Source organism: Brevundimonas sp. 374 (genome assembly GCF_900102995.1).
GTDB classification, from domain to species: Bacteria; Pseudomonadota; Alphaproteobacteria; order Caulobacterales; family Caulobacteraceae; genus Brevundimonas; species Brevundimonas vesicularis_C.
Genome location: NZ_FNKT01000001.1, coordinates 244,799 through 266,931, shown reverse-complemented (window position 1 = coordinate 266,931; position 22,133 = coordinate 244,799). Strand labels below are relative to the sequence as shown.

Genomic DNA, 22,133 nt, shown 5'->3' with positions numbered 1-22,133 from the left:
TCGGCCTGCGCGCGCCAGAGAGAGACTTTCCATGTCAAAGACAATGCTGATCGATGCGGCGCATCCCGAGGAGACCCGGGTCGCCATCGTGGACGGGCGCAAGATTGAGGAATTCGATTTCGAATCCCGTGCGAAGCGCCAGCTTCGCGGCAACATCTACCTCGCCAAGGTCACTCGCGTAGAGCCCAGCCTGCAGGCCGCCTTCATTGAATACGGCGGCAATCGCCACGGCTTCCTCGCCTTCAACGAAATCCACCCCGACTACTACCAGATCCCCGTCGCCGACCGCGAAGCCATCATGGCCGAGGCGCATGACGATGAGGACGAAGACGATCTCGACCGCGAATCGACCGGCGATGACGTCGACCCCGAATCGGCGCTGGCCGACGAAGAGCGGCTGAAGCGCCGCCTGATGCGTCGCTACAAGATCCAGGACGTCATCAAGCGCCGCCAGATCCTGCTGGTCCAGGTCGTCAAGGACGAGCGCGGCGCCAAGGGCGCGGCCCTGACCACCTGGCTGTCGCTGGCCGGCCGCTACTGCGTGCTGATGCCTAACACCGGCAAGGGCGGCGGCATTTCGCGCAAGATCACGAACACCTCTGACCGTCGTCGCCTGAAGAGCGCCGTCTCGGCCCTGGAAGTGCCCAAGGGCATGGGCCTGATCATCCGCACGGCGGGCGCCAAGCGCACCAAGGCCGAGATCAAGCGCGACTATCAATATCTGCTGCGCCTGTGGGAAACGATCCGCGAGACCACCCTCGCCTCTCACGCCCCCTCGGTGATCTACGAGGAAGAGAACCTGGTCCGCCGCGCCGTGCGCGACATGTTCGACAAGGATTTCGACGGCATCCAGGTCGAGGGCGTCGAGGGCTTCAAGGAAGCGCGCGACTTCATGCGCGTGCTGATGCCGGCGCAGGCCAAGAAGGTTCACCTGTATCGCGGTTCGCGGCCCCTGTTCGCGGCCAACGGCATTGAAGAACTGCTGACGCAGATCCATCAGCCGGTCGTGCCGCTGAAGTCCGGCGGCTATCTGGTGATCAACCAGACCGAAGCCCTAGTGGCCATTGACGTCAACTCGGGCCGCGCCACCAAGGAACGCAACGTCGAACAGACGGCGTTCAAGACCAATATGGAAGCGGCCGAGGAAGCCGCCCGCCAACTGCGCCTGCGCGACCTCGCCGGCCTGGTCGTCATCGACTTCATCGACATGGATGAGGGCAAGAACAACCGCGCCGTCGAGCGCGTGCTGAAGGAGGCCCTGTCCTCCGACCGCGCCCGCATCCAGATGGGCCGCATCTCGCCTTTCGGCCTCATGGAGATCAGCCGGCAGCGTCGCCGCCTGGGCGTGATCGAGGGCGCGACCGAGGCCTGCCCGCACTGCCAGGGCACGGGCCGCATCCGCTCGGCCGAATCCGCCGCCCTGATGACCCTGCGCGCAGTCGACATCGAGGCCGGTAAAAACGGCGCGGGCGTCGTGGTGCTGAAGGTCTGCACCGCCGTCGGCCTGTACATCCTGAACCACAAGCGCGCCTATCTGCAGTCGCTGCTTGAACGTCGCGGCCTGAACGTCATCGTCCAGATCGACGACAGCCTGGGTCAGGGCGAACACAATATCGAGCGCACCGAGACCAACGAGGACTTCGTCGCGCCCGAGATCGAGATGCCCAATCTCGACGACGACTTCGACGCCTCGCTGTACGAAGACGAGGATGAGGAGGACGACGAGGAGATCATCGCCGACGACGATGACGACACCGTCGAATCCCTGGACCGCGAAGACAGCGACGACGACGAACCGCGCGAACGTTCGGAACGTCATGAAGGCGGTCGCGATCGCGGTCGTGGGCGCAACCGTCGCCGTCGCGGCGGTCGTCGCGACGAGGAAACCTCCGACGTCGAGGCCGTCGATACGGTCAGCGCCGACGACGCCTCGGACGATGAGGAAGACGAAAACGGCCGCCGCCGTCGCCGTGGCCGCCGTGGCGGTCGCCGCGTCCGCGAGGATGGCGAGCGCGACGTCTACACCTGGGTTCGCGGCCGCACGCCGTCGCTGGACGACCCCTATGTCTGGTTCGACCCGCTGAACCCTGGCCGCTCGGAAGGTCGTCCGGAACGCGGCGAGCGCCCCGAGCGGGCAGAACGTCCCGCTGTCGCTCAGTCCGAGATCGAAGGCCTGGATGTCGTCGCCAATAACGGGGCGGGCGAAGGCTCCGGCGAGGAAGGCGGCCGTTCGCGTCGTCGCCGTCGTCGGGGTCGCGGTCGTGGCGACGGTCCCGTCAGCCACGAGATCAAGGTCGAGAACCGCGCCACCAACGAAGGCATGCCGCCCGACGGCTCGCCCGAGACGCCGATGGCCGTCATGGTCGAGCCGACCGAGGCCGTCGAAACGTCTGCCCCGGCCATCGCGCCCGAACCTCAGCGTCGTCGCGTGCGCCGCAAGTCGGCCAGCGCCAACGTCGAGATCGCGACCGAACCGCATCCCGACACCGCCATCGAGCCGAACGAGGCCACGGTCCAAGGCGCGCCGGTCGAGCTGGACGTGACCCCGCACGAGGCGCTGGCCGCCGAACCGGCCGAGGTCGCCCCGGTCGCCGCCCCGACGGCGGTTCCAGTGACCGAGGCCGTCCTGGCCGAGCCCTTCGTCGCCCCCACGCCGGAGATCGACGTTCAGGCCATCATCGCCGAAGATCCGAACCAGATCCTCGCACCGCCCGAAAAGCCCAAGCGCGGGTGGTGGCGCCGCTGATCGGTCACGATTAGACTGTCTGGATACAGGCGGGGGCCGGTCGTTGTTGGAGTAGAGCCATGAGATGGCTTCCCCGATCTGCATCCCGCGTTCTGGCGGCGGCGGCGACGGCCTTGATGGCTGTTTCCGTCGCCGGCCAGGCCTCCGCGCAAAGCCTGATCCGCGACACCGAGGTCGAGGGCATCGTGCGCGAATGGGCCGACCCGGTCTTCGTGGCCATGGGGCTGAACCCGAACGACATTGAAGTTCTGCTGGTCAACGACAACGACCTGAACGCCTTTGCGACACGCGGGCGGATCATGGGCGTCAACACCGGCCTGATCCTGCGCACCAAGACGCCCGGCGAACTTCTGGGCGTGATGGCGCACGAGGCGGGCCACATCAAAAACCGCCACACCCTGCGCGACGGGGCCGAGAACGCCGGCAAACAGCCGATGTTCATGACCATGGCGCTGGGCGCCTTGGCGATCGCCGCCGGCGCGCCGGACGCAGGCGTGGCCCTGCTGGGCTCCAGCCAGTATTTCGGCGCTCTGGGCGCGCTACATTACATGCAGAGCCAAGAGGGCGAGGCCGACATCTCGGGCGCGCGGGCGCTGGAGGCGGCCGGCGAATCCGGCGCCGGGCTGGTGTCCTTCTTCGAGAACTTCCGCTCGCAGGAGGTCTTCTCCGACGCCCGCCGCTATCCCTATTTCCGCAGCCACCCCCTGTCGTCGAACCGGATAGAGAGCCTGCGCCGCTATGTGCAGGAACAGCCGCACTACGACCATCGCGACAGCCCCGAACGTATGGCGCAGCACGCCCTGATCCTGGCCAAGATCCACGCGTTCATGGATGCGCCGAACGCCACCCTGCGCGACTATCCGTCAACCGACACCTCCCTGCCCGGCCGCTATGCGCGGGCCATCGCCTGGTATCGAGACGGCCAGACGGACAAGGCGCTGACCGCGGTCGACGCGCTGATCGCCGGCGACGTGAACAACCCCTATTTCCAGGAACTGAAGGGCCAGATCCTGTTCGAGGAAGGCCGCCCGGCCGAGTCCGTCGCCGCCCACCGCGAGGCGGTCCGCCTGAAGCCCGATGCCCCCCTGCTGCGCGTCAACCTCGCCCACGCGTTGATCGAGACCAACGACAAGGCCCAACTGGACGAGGCCATCGACCAGCTGAAACACGCCGTCGTCGCCGAGAAGGACAACACCATGGCCTGGCGACTTCTGGCCCAGGCCTATGCCTCGCAGGGCAAGGAGGGTGAGGCGCGCCTGGCCTCGGCGGAATACTATTTCGCCGGTGGGGACGAGAAACAGGCGACCCAATTCGCCCTGCGCGCCCGCTCCATGCTGGATCCCGGCTCGATCGAATGGCGCCGCGCCGTCGATATCGTCCTGGCCTCGGGCGCCACGCCCGACGATCTCAACGACCTGGACCGCCGTGACGCCGCGCGCCGGCCCGCCACCCTCAACTGACCCTTACCGCCGACTGCGAGCCTGAATGACCGACGACGCCCCCACGCCTGCGCCTGAACCCAAGACCGCCAAGCCAGGATGGCTCAGCGGCGGCCGCGCCGGCTATATGGCCCTGGGCCTGTCGGTCATCGCGCTGGGCTTTTCAGCCGCGCCCTATCTGACCGGCGGATCGAACGTGCGTGCGTATCTGCTGGAGCATCCCGAGGTCTTGCAGGAGGCGCAGATGGCGCTCCAGACCAAGGACGCCGAGGCCGCCGTCGAGGAGACGAACCAGGCCGCCGCCGCCAACGCCGGCCTCCTGGCGCCCGACGCCCGCGATCCGGCCTTCGGTCCAGCGAACGCCAAGGTCACGGTGATCGAATTCTTCGACTTCCGCTGCCCCGGCTGCAAGGCCGTGGCCCACGACTATCGCGCCCTGATGGCCGCCCACCCGGAAGTCCGCTTCGTCTTCAAGGACTGGCCCATCCTGGACCGCGGCGACGACATCACCTCGCAATACGCCGCCCGCGCCGCCCTGGCCGCGCACCAGCAGGGCAAGTATCTGGCAGTCTATGACGCGCTGATGACTGAACGGGCGCTATCGATCGAAGCGATCGACGCCATCCTGGCCGCGCATGGCGTGGACATGGCCCGCGCCAAGGCCGCGATCGCCGCGCCCGACACCACCCGCCACATCGCCGACATCCACACCACGGCCGCCGCCCTGCGTCTGCGCGGCACGCCGACCTTCTTCGTCAACGGCAAGGCCAGCCCTGGCATCGACCCGGCCGAAATCGGCAAACTGATCGAAGCAGCGAAGCGCTGACCAACCTGCGGCCGAGGCGTCAGGCCTCGGCCAAACTCATCTGTCCGCCGATCCATTCGACGCCGGCATGGCGCAGGGCGTCATTGGCCGCCGTCTCGTCGCCCATCGCCTGTTCGGCGCGGTAGAGGACGTAGTAGCTGTACGGGTCGTTCGGCCAATCCTTCAGCAGTTCGCCGATCTTGGCCTTGGCCCCCGCCGCATCGCCGGATGCCAGCATGGCGGCGGCCAGGCTTCGGCGCGTCGGATACCAGATCATCGGCGGATCGCCGCCCTCGGGCGCCATGGCCTGGATCGCCGTTGCCCGCCCATAGGCGGCGATGGCGGCGGGATAGTCCTGATCAATCATGGCCGCGCGGCCTTCCAGCACCTTCTGGAAGAGTTCGGCGAAACCGGTCTGACGATCCGCCATCGGACCCTTGAACGCCTTGTCCGCCAGCAGGGCGGCGATGGCCTGGGCCTCGAGCCGAACCGCCGCCGCATCGCCGCGCCGCGCCGCCGCCTCGCCCCGCGCATAGCGCCAACCGACCCGCATCAGCGGACGGCCCACGTCCGGCTCGGCCAGCGCCGCGACCTGGGCGTCCGATCCGAACCGGCCGTAAAGCGCATAGGCGTCCGCCGCCATCACCTGACGATAGACGACATAGCCGTCCTCGCCCGCCTCGGGCGGTCCCGCCAGCTGCGGATAGGTCGCCATATACCAGTCGGCCAGCTCCAGCCCCCGCTCGGCTCCGCCCGCCATCAGGGCGCCGCCCATGCCGAAATGGATGTTGTGGGCATGCAGCCGCATGCCGCGAATGCCGCCGGGCGGCCCGACCAGTTGGTCGTAGCTCTTGTCCAGCGCCACGGCTTTGACGTTGGACATCATCGCATCCTTGTAGCGCCCGACCCGATAGAAAGTGTGCGACGGCATATGCACCAGATGGCTGGCGCCCGGCGCCAGCAGGGCCAGCCGCTCGCCATAGGCCAGCGCCCTGTGCGGATCGTCCGACCATTCGGTCAGGTGGATGTACAGGTGAATGGCGCCCGGATCGTTCGGCTTGACCGTCAGGGCGTGCTCCAGGATCCCCATGGCGCGGGTGACGGACGGATCGGTCGCCTTGCCGTCCTTGTCCCACCATTCGCCCTCGGGCTGGAGCATCCAGGCGTCTGCGGTGATCGAGGCGACCGATACGTCGTCGGCGTGACGCTTTGCGATCCGGTCCATGGCGCGGGCGAAGCGTAACGCGCGGGTCTTCTCCTTTCCGGAATAGCGCTGGATCAGGGCGTCGATCATCTGGCGCTGCATCGGCGTGGCGTCGCGGGCCAGACGCCGCGCGTCACGCGCGACGCGCAGGCCCGTGGCGATCGATTCGGGGTCGCCGCCGCCGCCGTTCAGGTTCGGCCCGATCGCCCAGGCCTCGCCCCAGGCGCACATGCCGCACGACGGGTCCAACTGCCTCGCCTTCCTGAACGCCCGCACCGATTCCGAATGCTCGAATGCCCAGCGCAGTCGAACCCCGTGGTCGAACCAGGCCTGGGCCTCGGGGGTCTTCGTATCGACCGCGAAACCCTCGTCGCCGAAGCCTGGGGCCATGACCATGTCGCGTGTCGGCTGGACATCGCCGACGGCGCCGACCCGGCCGCAGACCTGCGGATTGGTGATCAGGGCCAGGGTCGCCGCCGTCGCCGTGGCGTCGGCGACCGCCACGGGCGCAATCAGACAGGCGACCGAAACCGTCGCGACCCACAGACCTTTGCGCATATTCGCCCCTCTCCCTTTGGCGACCAGTGTGCGCTCAAATCGTCGGCTCGCCAATCACCCCATCAGGGCATGGTGACGGGCAAGGTGTCTTGCGCACGCCCGTCGCCGGCCGGCGCCGCAATCCCGAGCATCCGCGCTAGGAAAGGCTGCACATCGACGCTGTCCATATCGGTCAGCCGACGCCCGGCGACCACGCCCGGCCCATGGGCGATGAAGATCGCCGCCATCTCCGGCGCCTGATTGTCATAACCGTGGGCGCCGCCCGCCCGCGTCACCGGCCGATCCCGCGTCGCCGTCAACCAGCCAGTCTCGACCAGACAGACGATCTGCGCCACGCGTGGGTTGGATCCATAGACCAGCCGCGCCGGCACATCGGCCTTGTTCCAGCATTCCATATGCGGATGGCGTCCGACCAGCTTCTGCTGCACCTCGGCCTCGCGGCCCGGCGCCGGATCGGCGGTCAGGACCGCTCCGCCATAGCCGATCTTCAGCGCCGCCGGATCGATGATGTCGTCGATCCAAACGACCCGGTCCGGCGAGGTCGCGGCCATGCCGTGATCCGACACCACGACCAGCATCGTGCGATCATAAAGCCCCCTCGCCTTCAGCCCCTCGATCAACCGTCCGATCGAGGCGTCGACCGATGCGGCGGCGGCGCGCGTTTCGGGCGCATCGGGGCCGTTGCGGTGACCGGCGGTGTCGACGATGTCGAAATAGAGCGTCTCCAGCTTCGGTCGCTGATCCATCGGCAGGTCCAGCCAAGACAGCAGATGATCCACGCGCGCATCGCCCGGCATTGCCTGGTCGAACGGCGCCGACTGGCTGGGCCGTACGCCGTGGATCTCGACCTCCGATCCCGGCCAGAACATGGTGCCGGTGCGCACGCCGGCTTTTTCGGCCGTGACCCAGATCGGCTCGCCCTGATCCCAGAAGCCGCTTTCCTTGCTGGCCATGGTGAAGGCGCCCAGTTGCGCGTCCGTGAACCGGTTGCCGACCACGCCGTGGTGATCCGGATGCAGCCCCGTCACCAGCGTATAGTGGTTGGGGAAGGTCACGCTGGGGAACGACGGCCGCATCGGCCCGAACGCACCGCCGGCGACCAGTCCGTCCAGCACCGGCGTCTGCCCCTTGCCCAGATAGTCCGGCGAGAAGCCGTCGATCGACACCAGGATGACCAGATCGGGACGGGTCGTCTGCGCGGCCTGCTCGACAACCGGCGATGTATGGGCGGGCTGAGGGGCCCCGGCGCAGGACGCGACGGCGAAGGCGGCGGCTACGGCCAGGCCGGCGGCGACGAAACGAGACATGAACTTACTCCAAGGCGACACTGAACCATTGCCTAAACTTAATGGACGACAGCCACGCGACGGCTTGTGCGACCGGCGTTCACTCGCCAAGCTTGGCGTATGGAAACCGTCATCGACATTCGCGGCCTGACCAAGACCTACGGGACGGTAAAGGCCTTGGACGGCCTGACCTTGTCGATCCCGCGCGGCGGGGTCTACGGCATTCTGGGTCCCAATGGTGCGGGCAAATCGACGCTGTTTCGCACCCTGTTGGGTCTGATTCGTCCGACCGAGGGCGTGGCCACGGTTATGGGCGGTCGGATCGGCGACCCGGCCTCGATGCGGCGCATGGGCTCGATGATCGAAACGCCGCGCTTTCCGCCGTTCATGACCGCCCGCCAGGTGCTGGAATGGCTGGCCCGCGCCCATGGCGGCGTGTCCTCGGCCGAGATCGACAACTGGCTGCAACGCGTCGGACTGACCGAGGCCGCCAATCGGCGCGTGAAGGGCTTTTCGGTCGGCATGCTGCAACGCCTGGGCGTCGCCGCCGCCCTGATGACCAAGCCGGACCTGGTCATCCTGGATGAACCGACCAGCGGTATGGATCCGCCCGGCATCCAGGAGATGCGCGCCCTGATCCGCAGCCTGGCCGACCACGACGGCGTGACGGTCATCCTGGCCAGCCACCAGCTTCAGGAGGTCCAGCGCGTCTGCGACCGCGTCGCCATCTTCAACAAGGGCAAGGTGATCACCGAGGGCCGCGTCTCCGATCTGACCGCCTCGGGCGAGCGTCTGCGCCTGTCGGTCACGCCGTTGGCGAAGGCCATGTCGGTGCTGGGCGACCGCGCGACGCTGGAGGGCGACGCGATCGTGGCCGCCGTGCCTCGCGCCGAGGCCGCCGCCGCCATCAAGGCTCTAGTAGAGGGCGGAGTCGATATCGAAGAAGCCCGCTGGATCGGCGCGGACCTGGAAGACGTCTGCATGAGCGAAACCGGCTGGACCGGCGTGCAGGAGCAAAACCGTGCTGGCTGACGCGATCCGTTCCGAAACCTACCGCCTATCCAAGAACCGCACCGCCCTGTTCTGGAGCGTGCTGTTCATCCCCATCATGGGCGTGATCCTCGCCACTCTGGGCTTCGTCGTCGCCAAGGCCAACGAGGCCAAACTGGCCGGCAAGCTGCCGCCCGAACTGATGAAGGGCGGCCCGCTCGATCTGGGGATGACCTTGGTCAAGAGCGCGGGCGACTTCGCCAATCCCGCCATCCTGATGTTCGTCCTGATCGGCGCGGCGACCATCTACGCCGGCGACTATCGCTGGGAAACCTGGCGGCTGATCAGCGCGCGCAACACCCGGCCGAATCTGCTGACCGGCAAGGTCGCGGTCGTGGGTCTGGTGATCGTACTGGCTACCATCGCCGCCCTGATCTCCGACGTGATCGCCAGTGTGATCCAGGCGGCGGTATTCGGCCGCCCCCTCACCTTCTCGATGACCGGCGCAGCGGCCGCGGACTTCGGCCTTCTGACCCTGACCTCCTGGGCGCGCATCCTGCAGTTCACCATGCTGGGCCTTCTGGCCGCCGTGGTGACCCGGTCGCTGCTGGCGGCCCTGTTCGCCCCGCTGGTGATCGGCGTGGCCCAGTTCTTCCTGCCGCAACTGCTGCTGCCGATGGGCGTGACGCCGGACGGCTGGCTTCTGCCGCTGCTGTCGCCGGGCATGGCCACCGACCTGCTCAAAGCCGCCATCGAGGGCGGCGCATCGGCGGCGCAACTGCCCGATCAGGCCGTACTCAAGGGCGTCCTCAGCCTGGCCCTCTGGATCGGCGTCCCCTTCGCCGCCGCCGTCGCCTGGTTCAACCGCCAGGACCTGTCGAAGGAATAGGCGGCGACGGACTGCGCGCGCCTTCCGCAACCAGCCAGTCGCGGAAGGCGTCCACCGCCGCGTCCTTGCGGCCTTCCGGCCGCAGAAAGACGAACCGGGACGGCCGTTCGACAAAGCCGAATGGCGCGGCCAACCGACCGGCCATCACGTCTGGCGCCACGAAAGCCCAAGGCGCAATCCCCACGCCCAACCCAGCGATCGCCGCTTCCACCAGCGAATGATTGTGCGCGAATTCTCGCTCCATCGCCGCCGCCGGCAGGGTCACGCCAGCCAGTTCAGCCCAGACCGACCACGCCCGACGGAAGGTCGCAGAATGCAGCCGCGGCGCGCCAGTTAAGGCTTCCATCGTTGGCAGCTGGGTCATCATGGATGGCGATCCGACAGGTCCCTGATGTTGAGCCAGGAAGGGTGTCGCTTCGGTTCGCGCATGGACCTGATCCGGCTCCACGATGCGGATGGCGCCGTCGAAGCGGTCGCGCCGATAATCGACAGGCGCATAGGATTCCGACAGCCTCACGCGCACCTCAGGATGCGCCTCCAGAAAGGACGGCAAACGTGGGATCAGCCATTTTAGGGCGAAGGTGCCCAAACAAGAAATCTCGATCTCCCGCGCCACGCCCTGCCGCGCGGCCTCGACCGCATCCATGATCGCGCTAAACGCTGGCGTCAGGCCCTCGGCCAGCTTTGCGCCAGTCTCGGTCAGCGTCAGCGCATGGCGTGGCCCGGTCACCAGAGCCACGCCCAATGAGGCCTGCAGCGCCGCGATCTGACGGCTGACTGCGCCGTGGGTGACACACAACTCGGTTGCTGCACGGGTCATGCTCCCGTGCCGAGCGAACACTTCAAAGGTTCGCAGCGCATTTAGCGGCGGCGGCGCGCGACCCGACATGTGACCTCCCCTCACAGACCTCCACCCGCTTAATCGATTTCGCCGTCGTCGCCTATCGGCTTCAAGCTTGACGATGCCGCTTCCGAACCCACCGCCCGAACCACCACGCCGCTCGCTTCAGGATCAGATCGCCTACGGCCTGTGCATTCTGCTCATATGGAGCATGGCGATCGCCGCGCTCTGGAGCGGCTAAAGCCGTTTCTCCATGAAGACGTCCGCGCGCGCATAGGGCGTGGGCCGTGGCGGCAGATGCATGAAGCCGGCGCTTTCATACAGAGCGATCGCGGGCTTCAGGGCGCTGTTGGTTTCCAGGTAGAGGCGGGCGGCGCCTGCTTCCCGCGCCGCCGCTTCGCAGGCCTCGAGCAGGCGTCGCGCCAGCCCCAGGCCGCGCGCGGCGGGCGTGACCGTCATCTTGCAGACCTCCACCGCGTCGTCGGTCGGGACCATGGCGCAGCAGCCCACGGGCTCCCCATCCCTCTCAGCGATGAAGATGCGCCCGCCCTTATCCAGGAACACGCCCTGCGGATCATCGATCGCGAGCCGATCCTTGGCTTCGATGGTGAAGCCGCCCTCGATCAGCCAGGCGGTGTTCAACTGCGCCCAGGCGACGGCGTGATCGGGACGAAAATCGACGATGGCGACGGTCATTCACCCCTCATGTCCGGTTTCCACGCAAAGCAAAAGGGCGGTCGGATCGCTCCGACCGCCCTTCCGGCGTTTGGTCAAACGACCAAATCTTAGTCTTCGTCGTTGCCTTCGAAGGCCAGGACCGGACCGGAGTCCTTGCCCTTGGCTTCGACGTCGCGGTCGACGAACTCGATGACGGCCATCGGGGCGTTGTCGCCGTGGCGGAAGCCGGCCTTCATGATGCGGATATAGCCGCCGTTACGCTCGCTGTAGCGCGGGCCAAGCGTTTCGAACAACTTGCCGACTTGCGGCACGTCGCGAACCTGGCTGATGGCCTGACGACGCGCGTGCAGGTCGCCCTTCTTGGCGAGGGTGACCAGCTTCTCGACGAAGGGACGCAGTTCCTTCGCCTTGGGCAGGGTCGTGGTGATCTGCTCGTGCTTGATCAGCGAGGCGGCCATGTTGGCGAACATGGCGGTGCGGTGGCTGCTCGTGCGACCGAGTTTACGATGGGCGGCGCCGTGGCGCATCTGGGTCTCTCCTACTCCGGAACCGGTATCCTCAATCGGACCTGGAACCGTAATCTTCTAACCGCCCCGACATTCTCCCGAAGGAGACGGGCGGAGGGTTGAACTTAGATCTGGTCGTCGAACTTCTTGGCCAGATCTTCGATGTTTTCGGGCGGCCAGTTCGGCACATCCATGCCGAGGCTGAGGCCCATCGTCGTGAGAACTTCCTTGATCTCGTTCAACGACTTGCGGCCGAAGTTCGGGGTGCGAAGCATTTCGCCCTCGGTCTTCTGAATCAGGTCGCCGATGTAGACGATGTTGTCGTTCTTCAGGCAGTTGGCCGAACGAACCGATAGTTCCAGCTCGTCGACCTTCTTCAGCAGCGCCGGGTTGAAAGGCAGGTCGGGCTTGCCGTCCGACTGCTCAACAGCCTTCTTGGGCTCTTCGAAGGTGATGAAGATCTGGAGCTGGTCCTGCAGGATGCGCGCGGCGTAGGCCACGGCGTCAACCGGCGTGACCGCACCGTTGGTTTCGACTTCCAGCAATAGCTTGTCGTAGTCCAGCGACTGACCCTGACGGGTCGGCTCGACGCGGTAAGCCACTTTCTTGACCGGCGAATACAGGGCGTCGACGGCGATCAGGCCGATCGGCGCATCTTCCGGACGGTTCAGCTCGGCGGCGACATAGCCCTTGCCGTTCTGGACGGTCAGTTCCATGCGCACCGATGCGCCGTCGTCCAGCGTGCAGATGACGTGATCGGGGTTCAGAACCTCGATATCCGCCGGCACGTCGATCTGACCGGCCGTCACCGGACCGGGGCCCGTGGCGCGCAGGGTCATGCGCTTGGGGCCTTCGGCATGCATGCGCAGCGCCAGTTGCTTGATGTTCAGGACGATGTCGACCACGTCTTCGCGCACGCCTTCCAGCGACGAGAATTCATGAACGACGCCGTCGATCTGGATGGCCGTGACGGCTGCGCCTTGCAGCGAGGACAGCAGAACGCGACGGAGCGCGTTGCCGAGCGTCACGCCGAAGCCACGCTCGAGGGGTTCGGCCACCAGGCGCGCCTTGCGCTGGGCGTCGGAACCGATCTCGATCTGCGGCTTCTCGGGACGGATCAGCTCTTGCCAGTTTCTTTCGATCATTTTGTCCCTCGAACGGGTTTCGCCTGCTCCGGCCTTGTCGACGAGGCCATGATGGAGCGGACGGAGATTGGGGGTGCCTTAGAACGCTATCGCTTAGACGCGACGACGCTTGGGCGGACGGCAACCATTGTGCGGCATTGGCGTGACGTCGCGGATCGTCGTGATCGTCAGACCGACCGACTGCAGCGCGCGCAGGGCCGATTCACGGCCGGAGCCCGGACCCGAAACGTTCACTTCCAGCGTCTTCACGCCGTGTTCCTGGGCCTTCTTGCCTGCGTCTTCCGCAGCCATCTGAGCGGCGTAAGGGGTCGATTTACGCGAACCCTTGAAGCCCATGTGCCCCGCCGAAGACCATGAGATCGCGTTGCCCTGGGCATCGGTGATCGTGATCATGGTGTTGTTGAACGACGCATTCACGTGGGCGACGCCCGAGGTGATGTTCTTGCGCTCGCGCTTCTTTACGCGACCCGGTTCCTTGGCCATGTGTCTGTCTTACTTCTTCTTGCCGGCGATCGGCTTGGCGGGACCCTTGCGGGTGCGGGCGTTCGTGTGGGTGCGCTGGCCGCGGACCGGCAGGCCCTTACGGTGACGCAGGCCGCGATAGCAGGCCAGATCCATCAGACGCTTGATGTTCATCGACGTCTCGCGGCGCAGGTCGCCCTCGACGGTGTGATCCTTGTCGATCGTTTCACGGATCGACAGGACTTCGGCGTCCGTCAACTGGTTCACCCGGCGAGCGGGCTCGATGCCCACCTTCTCGGTGATGTCCTTGGCGGCGGCGGGGCCGATGCCATGGATATACTGAAGCGCGATCTCTACGCGCTTGTTGGTCGGGATGTTGACGCCAGCAATACGGGCCACGAAATTCTCCAGATACGCGTTAGTCAGACGCAACAAACGCTCCGGTTAACAAACCAGGAGCGTGGCGCCCTTCGCGGGAAGGCGCCCTTATACAGATGATTCACCGGGCGTCAACCAGAGGGCTTATCGGCGTCCTTTGGCGGCCCGGGGAAAGCCAAGGCGATCGTCATTGCTTGTCGATCCAAGGCGCGCCCGCTGCTCGTAGGAGGCTTGATCCGGAACTCGCGCGCCCGCGCTAACGCCTCGTGTCGATAGCCGGATGGACGGGGGTGCTCCCCCACCACGCGGCACCGCTCTAATCTCTCCGTCAGCCTTAGTTGGCAGCGTAGCACCACATGAGCCCCGGTCGAGTCGTAAAGCGATGCTCGCGATACAGCCTCCGATATCGCAGCGTTGGCGGGGCCTTGGATCAAGATTGGAGCAGTGCGGCCTCCGCCGCCGTCACCGTCACCTTCACCTGCGCCTCTGCCATTACCGCTTCCGCCCTGACCCAGCCCTGGCTGCTCGCTTTCAGTATCGGCCAAACCGATCACATGCGGTTGCTCGTCGGCTTGGATACGAGGCTGTTCCAGCTCTTGCTCAACTTTGCGCGGGATTGGCGGCTTGTGCGTGCGAGACGGCGCCGCCGCAGCGCCGCCCGTCTTGGCAACTTCTGGCTGGCTGCCGAGATCGACACGCGGCGACAGAACGACGTCAAAGATGGGAGGCGCGACCGGGATGCTGACTTCAGTCCTCGTCAGCGCCAACAACCACAAAGCGGCAATGTGCACTGCCGTCACCAGGACGATCGCCGTCCACCGGCTGCGCCGAGCTTGGAACACAGACGGTGTGACGACCATGACCTTCCCTCCAGGTCACCAACATGAAATCCACAGTTGCAGCCGTCAACCTCTGTTCGGCGGGCGGCCGAAATCGACGCCGACGGTGACCCGCTGGCCCTCGACCGGTCGACCGTCTTCCGTCGGCGGCTGGAAGCGGAAATAGCCGGACACCTGCAAGCCGGCCGCGCCGAAGCCCAGACCGGGGGGCGTCTCTTGAATGACGCGGCAACCGTCCAGCCGGCTGTCCAGGCGAATAACGCAGGACAGTTCGACCCGGCCGTAACGGCTGCGGGCGCCCGGCGGATGATTGGCGCGAATCTGGCCGATGGTGGGACCGGTGACCAGACGCGGTCCGGTCGAGCCGCTACCGGGGCCGGCCCCAGAGCCGACGCCGGATCCGCTGCCTGTCCCCTGCCCGCCTTGGCCGAAGCCGGGTTGCGGCGACGGCGACGGTGCGATGCCGACGACGGGCGCAGGCTCCGGCGCCTTGACGGGCGGGGCGGGAACTTCGCGGGGGCGTTCCTTGGGCGGAGGCGGCGGCGTGTGAATGACGGATGGCGCAGCGGGGGCGCCGCCGCCGGTCTCGGGCGCCGGGGGTTCGTTGGATATCGGCGGCGGCGGATCGTAGAGCACGACCTCAAACGGCGGCGGCTCGACTACGGGCGTCGGCGCCGGCCCCCTCACCTGTCCTAGCCACAGGAACAAGCCGATTTCCGCGACGGCGACGCCGACGAATATGCCCGCCATACGCCAGCGACGCAGGCGAGTCTTTTGGGGTTTAGGACCGTCCAACTCAGTCATCAGGCGATCAACGCCCGAAAACGCAAATCAGGCCAAGGCCTCGTCGATCGCCTTGGCGACGGACTCGATCGAGCCCATGCCGTCGGCCTCTGTCAACTTGCCCTGGGCTTCGTAGTAGGGAAGCAGAGGCGCGGTGTTGCGGTTGTAGGCCTCGAGCCGGACCTTGAAGGATTTGGGATTGTCGTCTGGACGGCCCTGTTCGGCGAAGCGCTTGGCGATCCGTTCGGTCAGGGCGGCGTCGTCAACCTTCAGGCGGACGACGGCGTCGATCTGAACACCGCGCTTGGCCAGCATCTCGTCCAGCGCCTCGGCCTGGGCCACGGTGCGGGGGAAGCCGTCAAAGATCGCGCCGCCGGCGGCCTCGGCCTCCGTCAGGCGATCTTCGATCAGGGCGATGACGATCTCGTCGGTGACCAGATCGCCGCGCGCCAGCACGTCCTTGACCTTGAGCCCCAGCTCCGAGCCCGAGGCGATGGCCGCGCGCAGCATGTCGCCGGTGGAGAGCTGGACCATGCCCTTCTCTTCCACCAGCCGCTTGGCCTGGGTGCCCTTGCCCGCCGCCGGCGGTCCGAACAGGATCAAGTTCATGCTTCAGCCCTCCCCTGGGCGTCTGACAACCTAAGACTTAGCGGCGAACCGGCGTGGGAGCGCCGCGACCGCCACGACCACGCAGCTTGGCCTTCTTGATCAAGCCTTCGTACTGGTGCGCCAGCAGTTGGGACTGGATCTGGGCCACAGTGTCCATGGTGACCGAGACGACGATCAAGATAGACGTTCCGCCAAAGTACAGGCTGTTGCCGAACTGGCTGACGATGAACTCCGGCAGCAGGCAGACCGCGGTGATGTAGGCGGCGCCGATCACGGTCAGGCGGGTCAGGACATAGTCCAGATATTCCGCCGTCCGCTTGCCCGGCCGGATGCCCGGCAGGAAGCCGCCGTATTTGCGCAGGTTCTCGGCCGTGTCCTCGGGATTGAAGGTGATCGAGGTGTAGAAGAAGCAGAAGAAGACGATCAGGGCGGCATACAGCGCCATGAACAGCGGCTGGCCGTGCGTCAGCTGAGCCGTCACCAGCGGCAGCCAGCTCATCCAGCTGGGCAGGTCGGCGTTGGCCGTCATGGTCGCGACCGTCGTCGGCAGCATCAGCAGCGACGAGGCGAAGATCGGCGGGATAACGCCTGCGGTGTTGACCTTCAGCGGCAGGAACGAACGCTCGCCACCAGCCATGCGGTTGCCTTCCTGGCGCTTCGGATACTGGATCAGAAGACGGCGCTGGGCGCGCTCCATGAAGACGATGAAGACCACGGTGGCCACGGCCAGAATGGCGATGAACAGCAGGGCGAAGGCCGACATCTGGCCTTGTTGGGCCAGGCCCAGCAGGCGGGCGATGGTGGACGGCAGGACCGCCACGATACCGGCGAAGATGATCAGCGAGATGCCGTTGCCAACGCCGCGCGCCGTCACCTGCTCACCCAGCCACATCAGGAACATGGTGCCGCCGGTCAGGGTCACAACCGTCGAAATGATGAAGAAGATGCCGGGGTTGTCGACCAGGCCAGCCGTGCTGTTCAGGCCTGCCGCGATGCCGAAGGACTGCGCCAGCGCCAGGAACACCGTCAGATAACGCGTGTACTGGTTCAGCTGCTTGCGGCCGCTTTCGCCGCCTTCCTTCTTCAGCTTCTCCCAGGGCGGATACACTGTGCCCATCAGTTGAACGATGATCGAGGCCGAGATGTAGGGCATCACGTTCAGCGCGAAGATGGCCATACGCTCGACCGCGCCGCCCGAGAACATGTTGAACATGTCCAGGATGCCGCGCTGACCGTCCGGGTTCTGGAAGAACTGCAGGAAGGCTTGTGAGTTGATGCCCGGGATCGGCACATAGGTGCCGATGCGATAGACCAGAAGCGCGCCCAGCGTGAACAGCAGGCGTTTATGCAGTTCGGTCGCTTTCGCGAACGAGCCCATATTCATATTGGCGGCGAGTTGTTCTGCGGCCGAAGCCATTATGCGTCCCCACGACTGATTGAGTCGTCAGATAGGCGGAAAGCGGCCCTCATGCGAGGGCCGCTTCCGTTCTTTCGTCGTCGCAGATGTAATCAGGTCACGACCTAATCGCCGCGACGACGCGTGACTTAAGCTTTGGCGGCGGTGCGCTTGGTGCGGGCCGAGATCTTGTTCTCGTCGCCGCGCGGCGCCTTGGGAGCCGGAGCCTTGCCCTTGGCGGCGTTGCGCTTCTCGACGCGAGCGGCGGCCTTGGCTTCGGCTTCGATGCGTTGCTCGACGACCGAGCCGCCAGCGGCCTCGATGGCCTTCTTGGCGCCGGCGGTGGCCGACCAGACGACCAGGTTCAGCGCTTGCTTCAGCTCGCCGGTGCCCAGCAGACGCACGCCGTCCTTGACGCGACGGATCACGCCGGCGGCGACCAGGGCGTCGCCCTTCAGTTCGGACTTGGCGTCCAGCTTGCCGGCGTCGACGGCGTCTTGCAGGCGCCACAGGTTCACTTCAGCCAACTTCAAAGCATTGGCGTTGTTGAAGCCGCGCTTCGGCATACGCATGTACAGCGGCATTTGGCCGCCTTCGAAGCCGCCGATGGCGACGCCCGAACGCGACTTCTGACCCTTGACGCCACGGCCAGCGGTCTTTCCCTTGCCCGAACCGGGGCCACGGCCGACGCGCATGCGCTTCTTGTGGGCGCCTTCGTTGTCGCGGATTTCGTTCAGTTTCATGTGCCTGATCCTTTCGGGTGCTAGCGCCCGGACATCGTCCGGACTCGGCTTGGAAAAAATGAAGGGCCGCTGATAGGCGACCCTCTGGGTATTCGCAAGTGCAGAAACGCCCTCCCCCGGGTTCGGGAGAGGGCGAAACGGCTTACTTTTCGACGATCTCGGTCAGGTGGGCGACCTTGGCGATCATCCCGCGAACCGAAGGCGTGTCTTCCAAGGTCGATTCACGACCCAGGCGGTTCAGACCCAGACCCACCAGGGTGGCGCGCTGGTCGTTCTTGCGGCGGATCGGCGAACCGGTCTGCTTGACGGTGAGCGTTTTCTTCTCAGCCATGACTTAGGACTCCACGGCTTCGGGCGCCGAGGCGCCGTCGTTGCGGCGGCCCATCAGATCCGCGACCTTCTTGCCGCGCTTGGACGCGACTTGACGGGGCGAGGACTGGACCTTCAGCGCTTCGAACGTCGCGCGGATCATGTTGTAGGGGTTCGACGAACCGGTCGACTTGCCCACGACGTCCTGGACGCCGAGGGTTTCGAGCACGGCGCGCATCGGACCGCCCGCGATGACGCCGGTCCCGGGAGGGGCGGCGCGCATCATGATCTTGCCGGCGCCCCAACGGCCGTTGCCGTCGTGGTGCAGCGTGCGGTTCTCGCGCAGCGGAACGCGGATCATCGTCTTCTTGGCTTCTTCAGTCGCCTTGCGGATGGCCTCCGGCACTTCGCGCGCCTTGCCGTGACCGAAGCCGACGCGACCCTTGCCGTCGCCGACGACCATCAGGGCTGCGAAGCTGAAGCGACGGCCGCCTTTGACGGTGGCGGCGACGCGGTTGATGTGCACCAGCTTCTCGACGATGTCGGAATCCGGACCATCAGCAGCGGGACCGTTGCGGTTGTCACGACGATTGCGATCGTTGCCGCCGCCGCCGCGTTGGGGTTGTTGCGCCATCTGTCGCGTCCCTTAGAAGTTCAGGCCGGCTTCACGCGCGGCTTCCGCCAGCGCCTTCACCCGTCCATGATAGATGTACTCGCCACGGTCGAAGACGACGTCCTTGACGCCCTTCTCGATGGCGCGTTCGGCGATCAGCTTGCCGATCGCGGCGGCCGCAGCCGTGTCCGAACCGCGCTTGCCCTTGCCGCCTTCCAGCGACGAGGCAGCCACGACGGTCACGCCCTGGGCGTCGTCGATGATCTGGGCCGAGATGTTCTTGTCCGAACGGTAGACCGACAGACGCAGACGACCGTTGGCGACAGCCTTCAGGCGGCGACGCGTGCGCTCCGAGCGACGCTTGGCTTGTTGTCGAAGAGAAAGAGCCATGACTTACTTCTTCTTGCCTTCCTTGCGACGGACCTTCTCGCCCGCGTAACGGACGCCCTTGCCCTTGTAGGGCTCCGGCGGACGCAGCTTGCGGATGACCGAGGCGATCTGACCGACGGCTTGCTTGTCAGCGCCCGAGATCTTGATCTCGGTCTGCTTCGGCACAGCGAAGCTGACGCCGGCCGGCGGAGCGATATCGACTTCGTGCGAGAAGCCGAGTTGCAGCGAAAGGGCGTCGCCCTTCATCGCGGCGCGGTAACCCACGCCGACCAGCTCCAGCGACTTTTCGAAGCCCGTGGTGACGCCGACGACCATGTTGTCGACCAGGGTGCGCGACAGACCCCACATCGCGCGAGCGCGAGGCGTGTCCGAACGCGGCGTCAGCGACAGCTCGTCGCCTTCCTGCTTGACTTCGATCTCGTCGGCCACGGTCCAGGCGCTCTCGCCCTTGGGTCCCTTGACGGTGACGTTCTGGCCGTCGAGCGTGACAGTCACGCCCTTCGGCACGGCGATGGTTTTCTTGCCAATACGGGACATATCAGTAGACCCTGCAGAGGACTTCGCCGCCGACGTTAGCGTCGCGGGCTGAAGCGTCGGACATGACGCCCTTCGAAGTCGAGAGGATCGAGATGCCGAGGCCGTTCTTGACGGGCTTCAGATCGCCGATCGCCGAATAGACGCGGCGGCCCGGCTTGGACACGCGCGCGATCTCGGCGATGACGGGCTGACCGTCAAAGTACTTCAGCTCGATCTCGAACTGCGGAAACTCACCCGGGTTCTGAACCAGGTTGTAGCCGCGGATGTAGCCTTCGTCCTGCAGCACGTCGAGGACGCGCTGGCGCAGACGGGAAGCCGGGGTCAGCACCTTGGAACGCTTGCGGGTCGCCGCGTTCTTGATGCGAGCGATCATGTCGCTCAGGGGATCGTTGATCATCATGTCTGTTCGCTCCCCTTACCAGCTGGACTTCGTCAGGCCGGGAATCTGGCCCAGGTTGCCCAGTTCACGCAGCGCAATCCGGCTCATCTTGAGCTTGCGGTAGAACGCCCGCGGACGACCCGTCACTTCGCAGCGGTTGCGAATGCGACTCGGCGCGGAGTTGCGCGGCAGTTCGGCCAGCTTCAGACGCGCGTCGAAGCGCTCCTCCAGCGGCAGGTTTTCGTCGTTGGCGGTCGCCTTGAGGGCGGCCCGCTTCGCGGCATACTTCGCAACCAGGGCCTTGACGGCTTCATTGCGGTTTACGGCGCTTTTCTTAGCCATTGTGCTCTTCCCTTCCCGCTCAGTTCTTCACGAACGGGAACTTGAACTCGGTGAGGAGAGCCTTGGCTTCCTCATCGGTCTTGGCCGTGGTGCAGACGACAATGTCCATGCCCCACATCTGATCGATCTGGTCGTAGTTGATCTCCGGGAACACGATGTGCTCCTTCAGACCCGTGGCGTAGTTGCCGCGACCATCGAAGGACGTGCCCTTCAGACCACGGAAATCCTTCACGCGCGGCAGCGCGATCGTGATGAACCGGTCCAGGAACTCGTACATCTGGTCGCCACGCAGGGTGACCTTACCGCCGATGACCATGCCTTCGCGCAGCTTGAAGCCGGCGATGGAGTTACGGGCCTTGGTGGCGACGGCCTTCTGACCGGCGATGGCGGTCAGATCCTTGAGGGCGGTGTTCGCCTTCTTGGAGTCTGCGACGGCTTCGCCGATGCCCATGTTCAGGACGATCTTGTCCAGCTTGGGCACCTGCATTTCGTTCGTGTAGCCGAACTTTTCTTTCATCACCTGGCGGATGCGAGCGTGATACTCGTCCTTGAGGCGCGGGGTGTACTTTTCGGTAGCCATCAGATGACGTCTCCCGTCGTCTTGGCGATGCGGACTTTCTTGTCCCCATCGATCTTGAAGCCGACGCGGGTCGCCTTGCCGTTGGCGTCGGCGATGGCGACGTTCGACAGGTGAAGCGAGGCTTCCTTGTTCTTGATGCCGCCCTGCGGGTCAGCCTGGCTCGGGCGCGTGTGGCGCTGAACCATGTTGACGCCTTCGACGAGGACGCGGTTTTCGGTGGGCAGGACCTTCAGCACGTTACCCGTGCGGCCCTTGTCCTTGCCGGTGAGGACGACGACGCGGTCGCCCTTCTTGATCTTGGCGGCCATGTTACAGGACCTCCGGAGCCAGCGAGATGATCTTCATGTGGTTCTTGGCGCGCAGTTCGCGAGGAACCGGGCCGAAGATCCGCGTGCCGACAGGCTCGTTCTGCTTGTTGACGATGACGGCGGCCGACTTGTCAAAGCGGATGACCGAGCCGTCCTTGCGTTGGATGTCCTTGGCGGTGCGCACGACGATGGCGCGAACGACGTCGCCCTTCTTCACACGGCCGCGCGGGATGGCTTCCTTCACGGAGGCGACGATTGTGTCGCCGATCGAGGCGTAGCGGCGCTTGGAGCCGCCCAACACCTTGATGCACATGACCCGGCGGGCGCCCGAATTATCGGCCACTTCCAGGTTAGTTTGCATCTGGATCATAAGATCAG

The 22,133-nt window shown here is 65.8% G+C and carries 26 protein-coding genes; 5 read left to right on the top strand and 21 right to left on the bottom strand.

Annotated features, from left to right (window positions below; all coding sequences use genetic code 11):
- Positions 1 to 31 precede the first annotated feature (31 nt).
- The 3 genes from BLR19_RS01260 to BLR19_RS01250 are packed head-to-tail and all read left to right on the top strand — an operon-like array spanning position 32 to position 5,011.
- A complete protein-coding gene (locus BLR19_RS01260) occupies positions 32 to 2,746 on the top strand; it encodes an Rne/Rng family ribonuclease (RefSeq protein WP_176758248.1) in 2,715 nt (904 codons plus the stop codon).
- 59 nt (positions 2,747 to 2,805) lie between these two features.
- Positions 2,806 to 4,206, top strand: a complete 1,401-nt coding sequence (locus tag BLR19_RS01255; RefSeq protein ID WP_091746270.1) for a M48 family metalloprotease — start codon at positions 2,806 to 2,808, stop codon at positions 4,204 to 4,206.
- A 25-nt stretch (positions 4,207 to 4,231) separates the two neighbouring features.
- On the top strand, positions 4,232 to 5,011 hold the full coding sequence (locus tag BLR19_RS01250; protein ID WP_091746267.1) for a DsbA family protein: 780 nt from the start codon (positions 4,232 to 4,234) through the stop codon (positions 5,009 to 5,011).
- Positions 5,012 to 5,030: 19 nt separating this feature from the next.
- Here BLR19_RS01250 and BLR19_RS01245 read toward each other — a convergent pair whose 3' ends face one another.
- Positions 5,031 to 6,752: a tetratricopeptide repeat protein gene (locus tag BLR19_RS01245; RefSeq protein WP_091746262.1), complete on the bottom strand. Its 1,722-nt coding sequence runs from the start codon at positions 6,750 to 6,752 to the stop codon at positions 5,031 to 5,033.
- A gap of 62 nt (positions 6,753 to 6,814) precedes the next feature.
- A complete protein-coding gene (locus BLR19_RS01240; RefSeq protein WP_091746259.1) occupies positions 6,815 to 8,059 on the bottom strand; it encodes an alkaline phosphatase family protein in 1,245 nt (414 codons plus the stop codon).
- A gap of 99 nt (positions 8,060 to 8,158) precedes the next feature.
- Between BLR19_RS01240 and BLR19_RS01235 the strand changes: the two genes are divergently transcribed.
- On the top strand, positions 8,159 to 9,070 hold the full coding sequence (locus BLR19_RS01235) for an ABC transporter ATP-binding protein (RefSeq protein WP_091746256.1): 912 nt from the start codon (positions 8,159 to 8,161) through the stop codon (positions 9,068 to 9,070).
- Positions 9,060 to 9,917, top strand: a complete 858-nt coding sequence (locus BLR19_RS01230; RefSeq protein WP_091746253.1) for an ABC transporter permease subunit — start codon at positions 9,060 to 9,062, stop codon at positions 9,915 to 9,917. The genes BLR19_RS01235 and BLR19_RS01230 overlap by 11 nt, the downstream gene beginning before the upstream one ends.
- Here the strand turns inward: BLR19_RS01230 and BLR19_RS01225 are convergent.
- The 19 genes from BLR19_RS01225 to rplN all read right to left on the bottom strand — a co-directional run bounded on the left by BLR19_RS01225 (position 9,889) and on the right by rplN (position 22,125).
- Positions 9,889 to 10,806, bottom strand: a complete 918-nt coding sequence (locus BLR19_RS01225) for a LysR substrate-binding domain-containing protein (RefSeq protein ID WP_091746247.1) — start codon at positions 10,804 to 10,806, stop codon at positions 9,889 to 9,891. The genes BLR19_RS01230 and BLR19_RS01225 overlap by 29 nt on opposite strands.
- A gap of 189 nt (positions 10,807 to 10,995) precedes the next feature.
- Positions 10,996 to 11,454, bottom strand: coding sequence for a GNAT family N-acetyltransferase (locus BLR19_RS01220; protein ID WP_091746244.1), 459 nt, complete (start codon positions 11,452 to 11,454; stop codon positions 10,996 to 10,998).
- An 89-nt stretch (positions 11,455 to 11,543) separates the two neighbouring features.
- On the bottom strand, positions 11,544 to 11,963 hold the full coding sequence (gene rplQ, locus BLR19_RS01215) for a 50S ribosomal protein L17 (protein ID WP_055804627.1): 420 nt from the start codon (positions 11,961 to 11,963) through the stop codon (positions 11,544 to 11,546).
- 104 nt (positions 11,964 to 12,067) lie between these two features.
- On the bottom strand, positions 12,068 to 13,087 hold the full coding sequence (locus BLR19_RS01210; protein WP_017506040.1) for a DNA-directed RNA polymerase subunit alpha: 1,020 nt from the start codon (positions 13,085 to 13,087) through the stop codon (positions 12,068 to 12,070).
- A gap of 93 nt (positions 13,088 to 13,180) precedes the next feature.
- Entirely contained in the window at positions 13,181 to 13,570 is a 390-nt protein-coding gene (gene rpsK / locus BLR19_RS01205; protein ID WP_013268944.1) for a 30S ribosomal protein S11, read from the bottom strand.
- Between the two features lie 9 nt (positions 13,571 to 13,579).
- Positions 13,580 to 13,948, bottom strand: coding sequence for a 30S ribosomal protein S13 (gene rpsM, locus BLR19_RS01200; protein WP_026108555.1), 369 nt, complete (start codon positions 13,946 to 13,948; stop codon positions 13,580 to 13,582).
- An 884-nt stretch (positions 13,949 to 14,832) separates the two neighbouring features.
- On the bottom strand, positions 14,833 to 15,516 hold the full coding sequence (locus tag BLR19_RS01190; protein WP_255366362.1) for an energy transducer TonB: 684 nt from the start codon (positions 15,514 to 15,516) through the stop codon (positions 14,833 to 14,835).
- Positions 15,517 to 15,597: 81 nt separating this feature from the next.
- Positions 15,598 to 16,158 (bottom strand): adenylate kinase, encoded by a 561-nt coding sequence (locus tag BLR19_RS01185; RefSeq protein ID WP_091746236.1) that lies wholly within the window; start codon positions 16,156 to 16,158, stop codon positions 15,598 to 15,600.
- A gap of 37 nt (positions 16,159 to 16,195) precedes the next feature.
- Positions 16,196 to 17,575, bottom strand: a complete 1,380-nt coding sequence (gene secY, locus BLR19_RS01180) for a preprotein translocase subunit SecY (RefSeq protein WP_017506043.1) — start codon at positions 17,573 to 17,575, stop codon at positions 16,196 to 16,198.
- Between the two features lie 128 nt (positions 17,576 to 17,703).
- Positions 17,704 to 18,297, bottom strand: coding sequence for a 50S ribosomal protein L15 (rplO, locus tag BLR19_RS01175; protein ID WP_055804617.1), 594 nt, complete (start codon positions 18,295 to 18,297; stop codon positions 17,704 to 17,706).
- Positions 18,298 to 18,439: 142 nt separating this feature from the next.
- Positions 18,440 to 18,628 carry a 50S ribosomal protein L30 gene (gene rpmD, locus BLR19_RS01170; RefSeq protein ID WP_055753396.1) on the bottom strand — a complete coding sequence of 63 codons (189 nt, stop codon included), beginning with the start codon at positions 18,626 to 18,628 and terminating at the stop codon, positions 18,440 to 18,442.
- 3 nt (positions 18,629 to 18,631) lie between these two features.
- Positions 18,632 to 19,240 carry a 30S ribosomal protein S5 gene (gene rpsE, locus BLR19_RS01165; protein WP_055753395.1) on the bottom strand — a complete coding sequence of 203 codons (609 nt, stop codon included), beginning with the start codon at positions 19,238 to 19,240 and terminating at the stop codon, positions 18,632 to 18,634.
- A gap of 12 nt (positions 19,241 to 19,252) precedes the next feature.
- Positions 19,253 to 19,609 carry a 50S ribosomal protein L18 gene (rplR, locus tag BLR19_RS01160; protein WP_008259637.1) on the bottom strand — a complete coding sequence of 119 codons (357 nt, stop codon included), beginning with the start codon at positions 19,607 to 19,609 and terminating at the stop codon, positions 19,253 to 19,255.
- 3 nt (positions 19,610 to 19,612) lie between these two features.
- Positions 19,613 to 20,146, bottom strand: coding sequence for a 50S ribosomal protein L6 (gene rplF, locus BLR19_RS01155; RefSeq protein ID WP_055753394.1), 534 nt, complete (start codon positions 20,144 to 20,146; stop codon positions 19,613 to 19,615).
- A gap of 1 nt (position 20,147) precedes the next feature.
- On the bottom strand, positions 20,148 to 20,546 hold the full coding sequence (rpsH, locus tag BLR19_RS01150; RefSeq protein ID WP_008262310.1) for a 30S ribosomal protein S8: 399 nt from the start codon (positions 20,544 to 20,546) through the stop codon (positions 20,148 to 20,150).
- Between the two features lie 15 nt (positions 20,547 to 20,561).
- A complete protein-coding gene (gene rpsN, locus BLR19_RS01145; protein ID WP_055753393.1) occupies positions 20,562 to 20,867 on the bottom strand; it encodes a 30S ribosomal protein S14 in 306 nt (101 codons plus the stop codon).
- Between the two features lie 19 nt (positions 20,868 to 20,886).
- A complete protein-coding gene (gene rplE / locus BLR19_RS01140) occupies positions 20,887 to 21,447 on the bottom strand; it encodes a 50S ribosomal protein L5 (RefSeq protein WP_017506049.1) in 561 nt (186 codons plus the stop codon).
- Entirely contained in the window at positions 21,447 to 21,755 is a 309-nt protein-coding gene (rplX, locus tag BLR19_RS01135; protein ID WP_039248554.1) for a 50S ribosomal protein L24, read from the bottom strand. The genes rplE and rplX overlap by 1 nt, the downstream gene beginning before the upstream one ends.
- A 1-nt stretch (position 21,756) precedes the next feature.
- Positions 21,757 to 22,125, bottom strand: a complete 369-nt coding sequence (rplN, locus tag BLR19_RS01130; RefSeq protein WP_003164378.1) for a 50S ribosomal protein L14 — start codon at positions 22,123 to 22,125, stop codon at positions 21,757 to 21,759.
- Positions 22,126 to 22,133 lie beyond the last annotated feature (8 nt).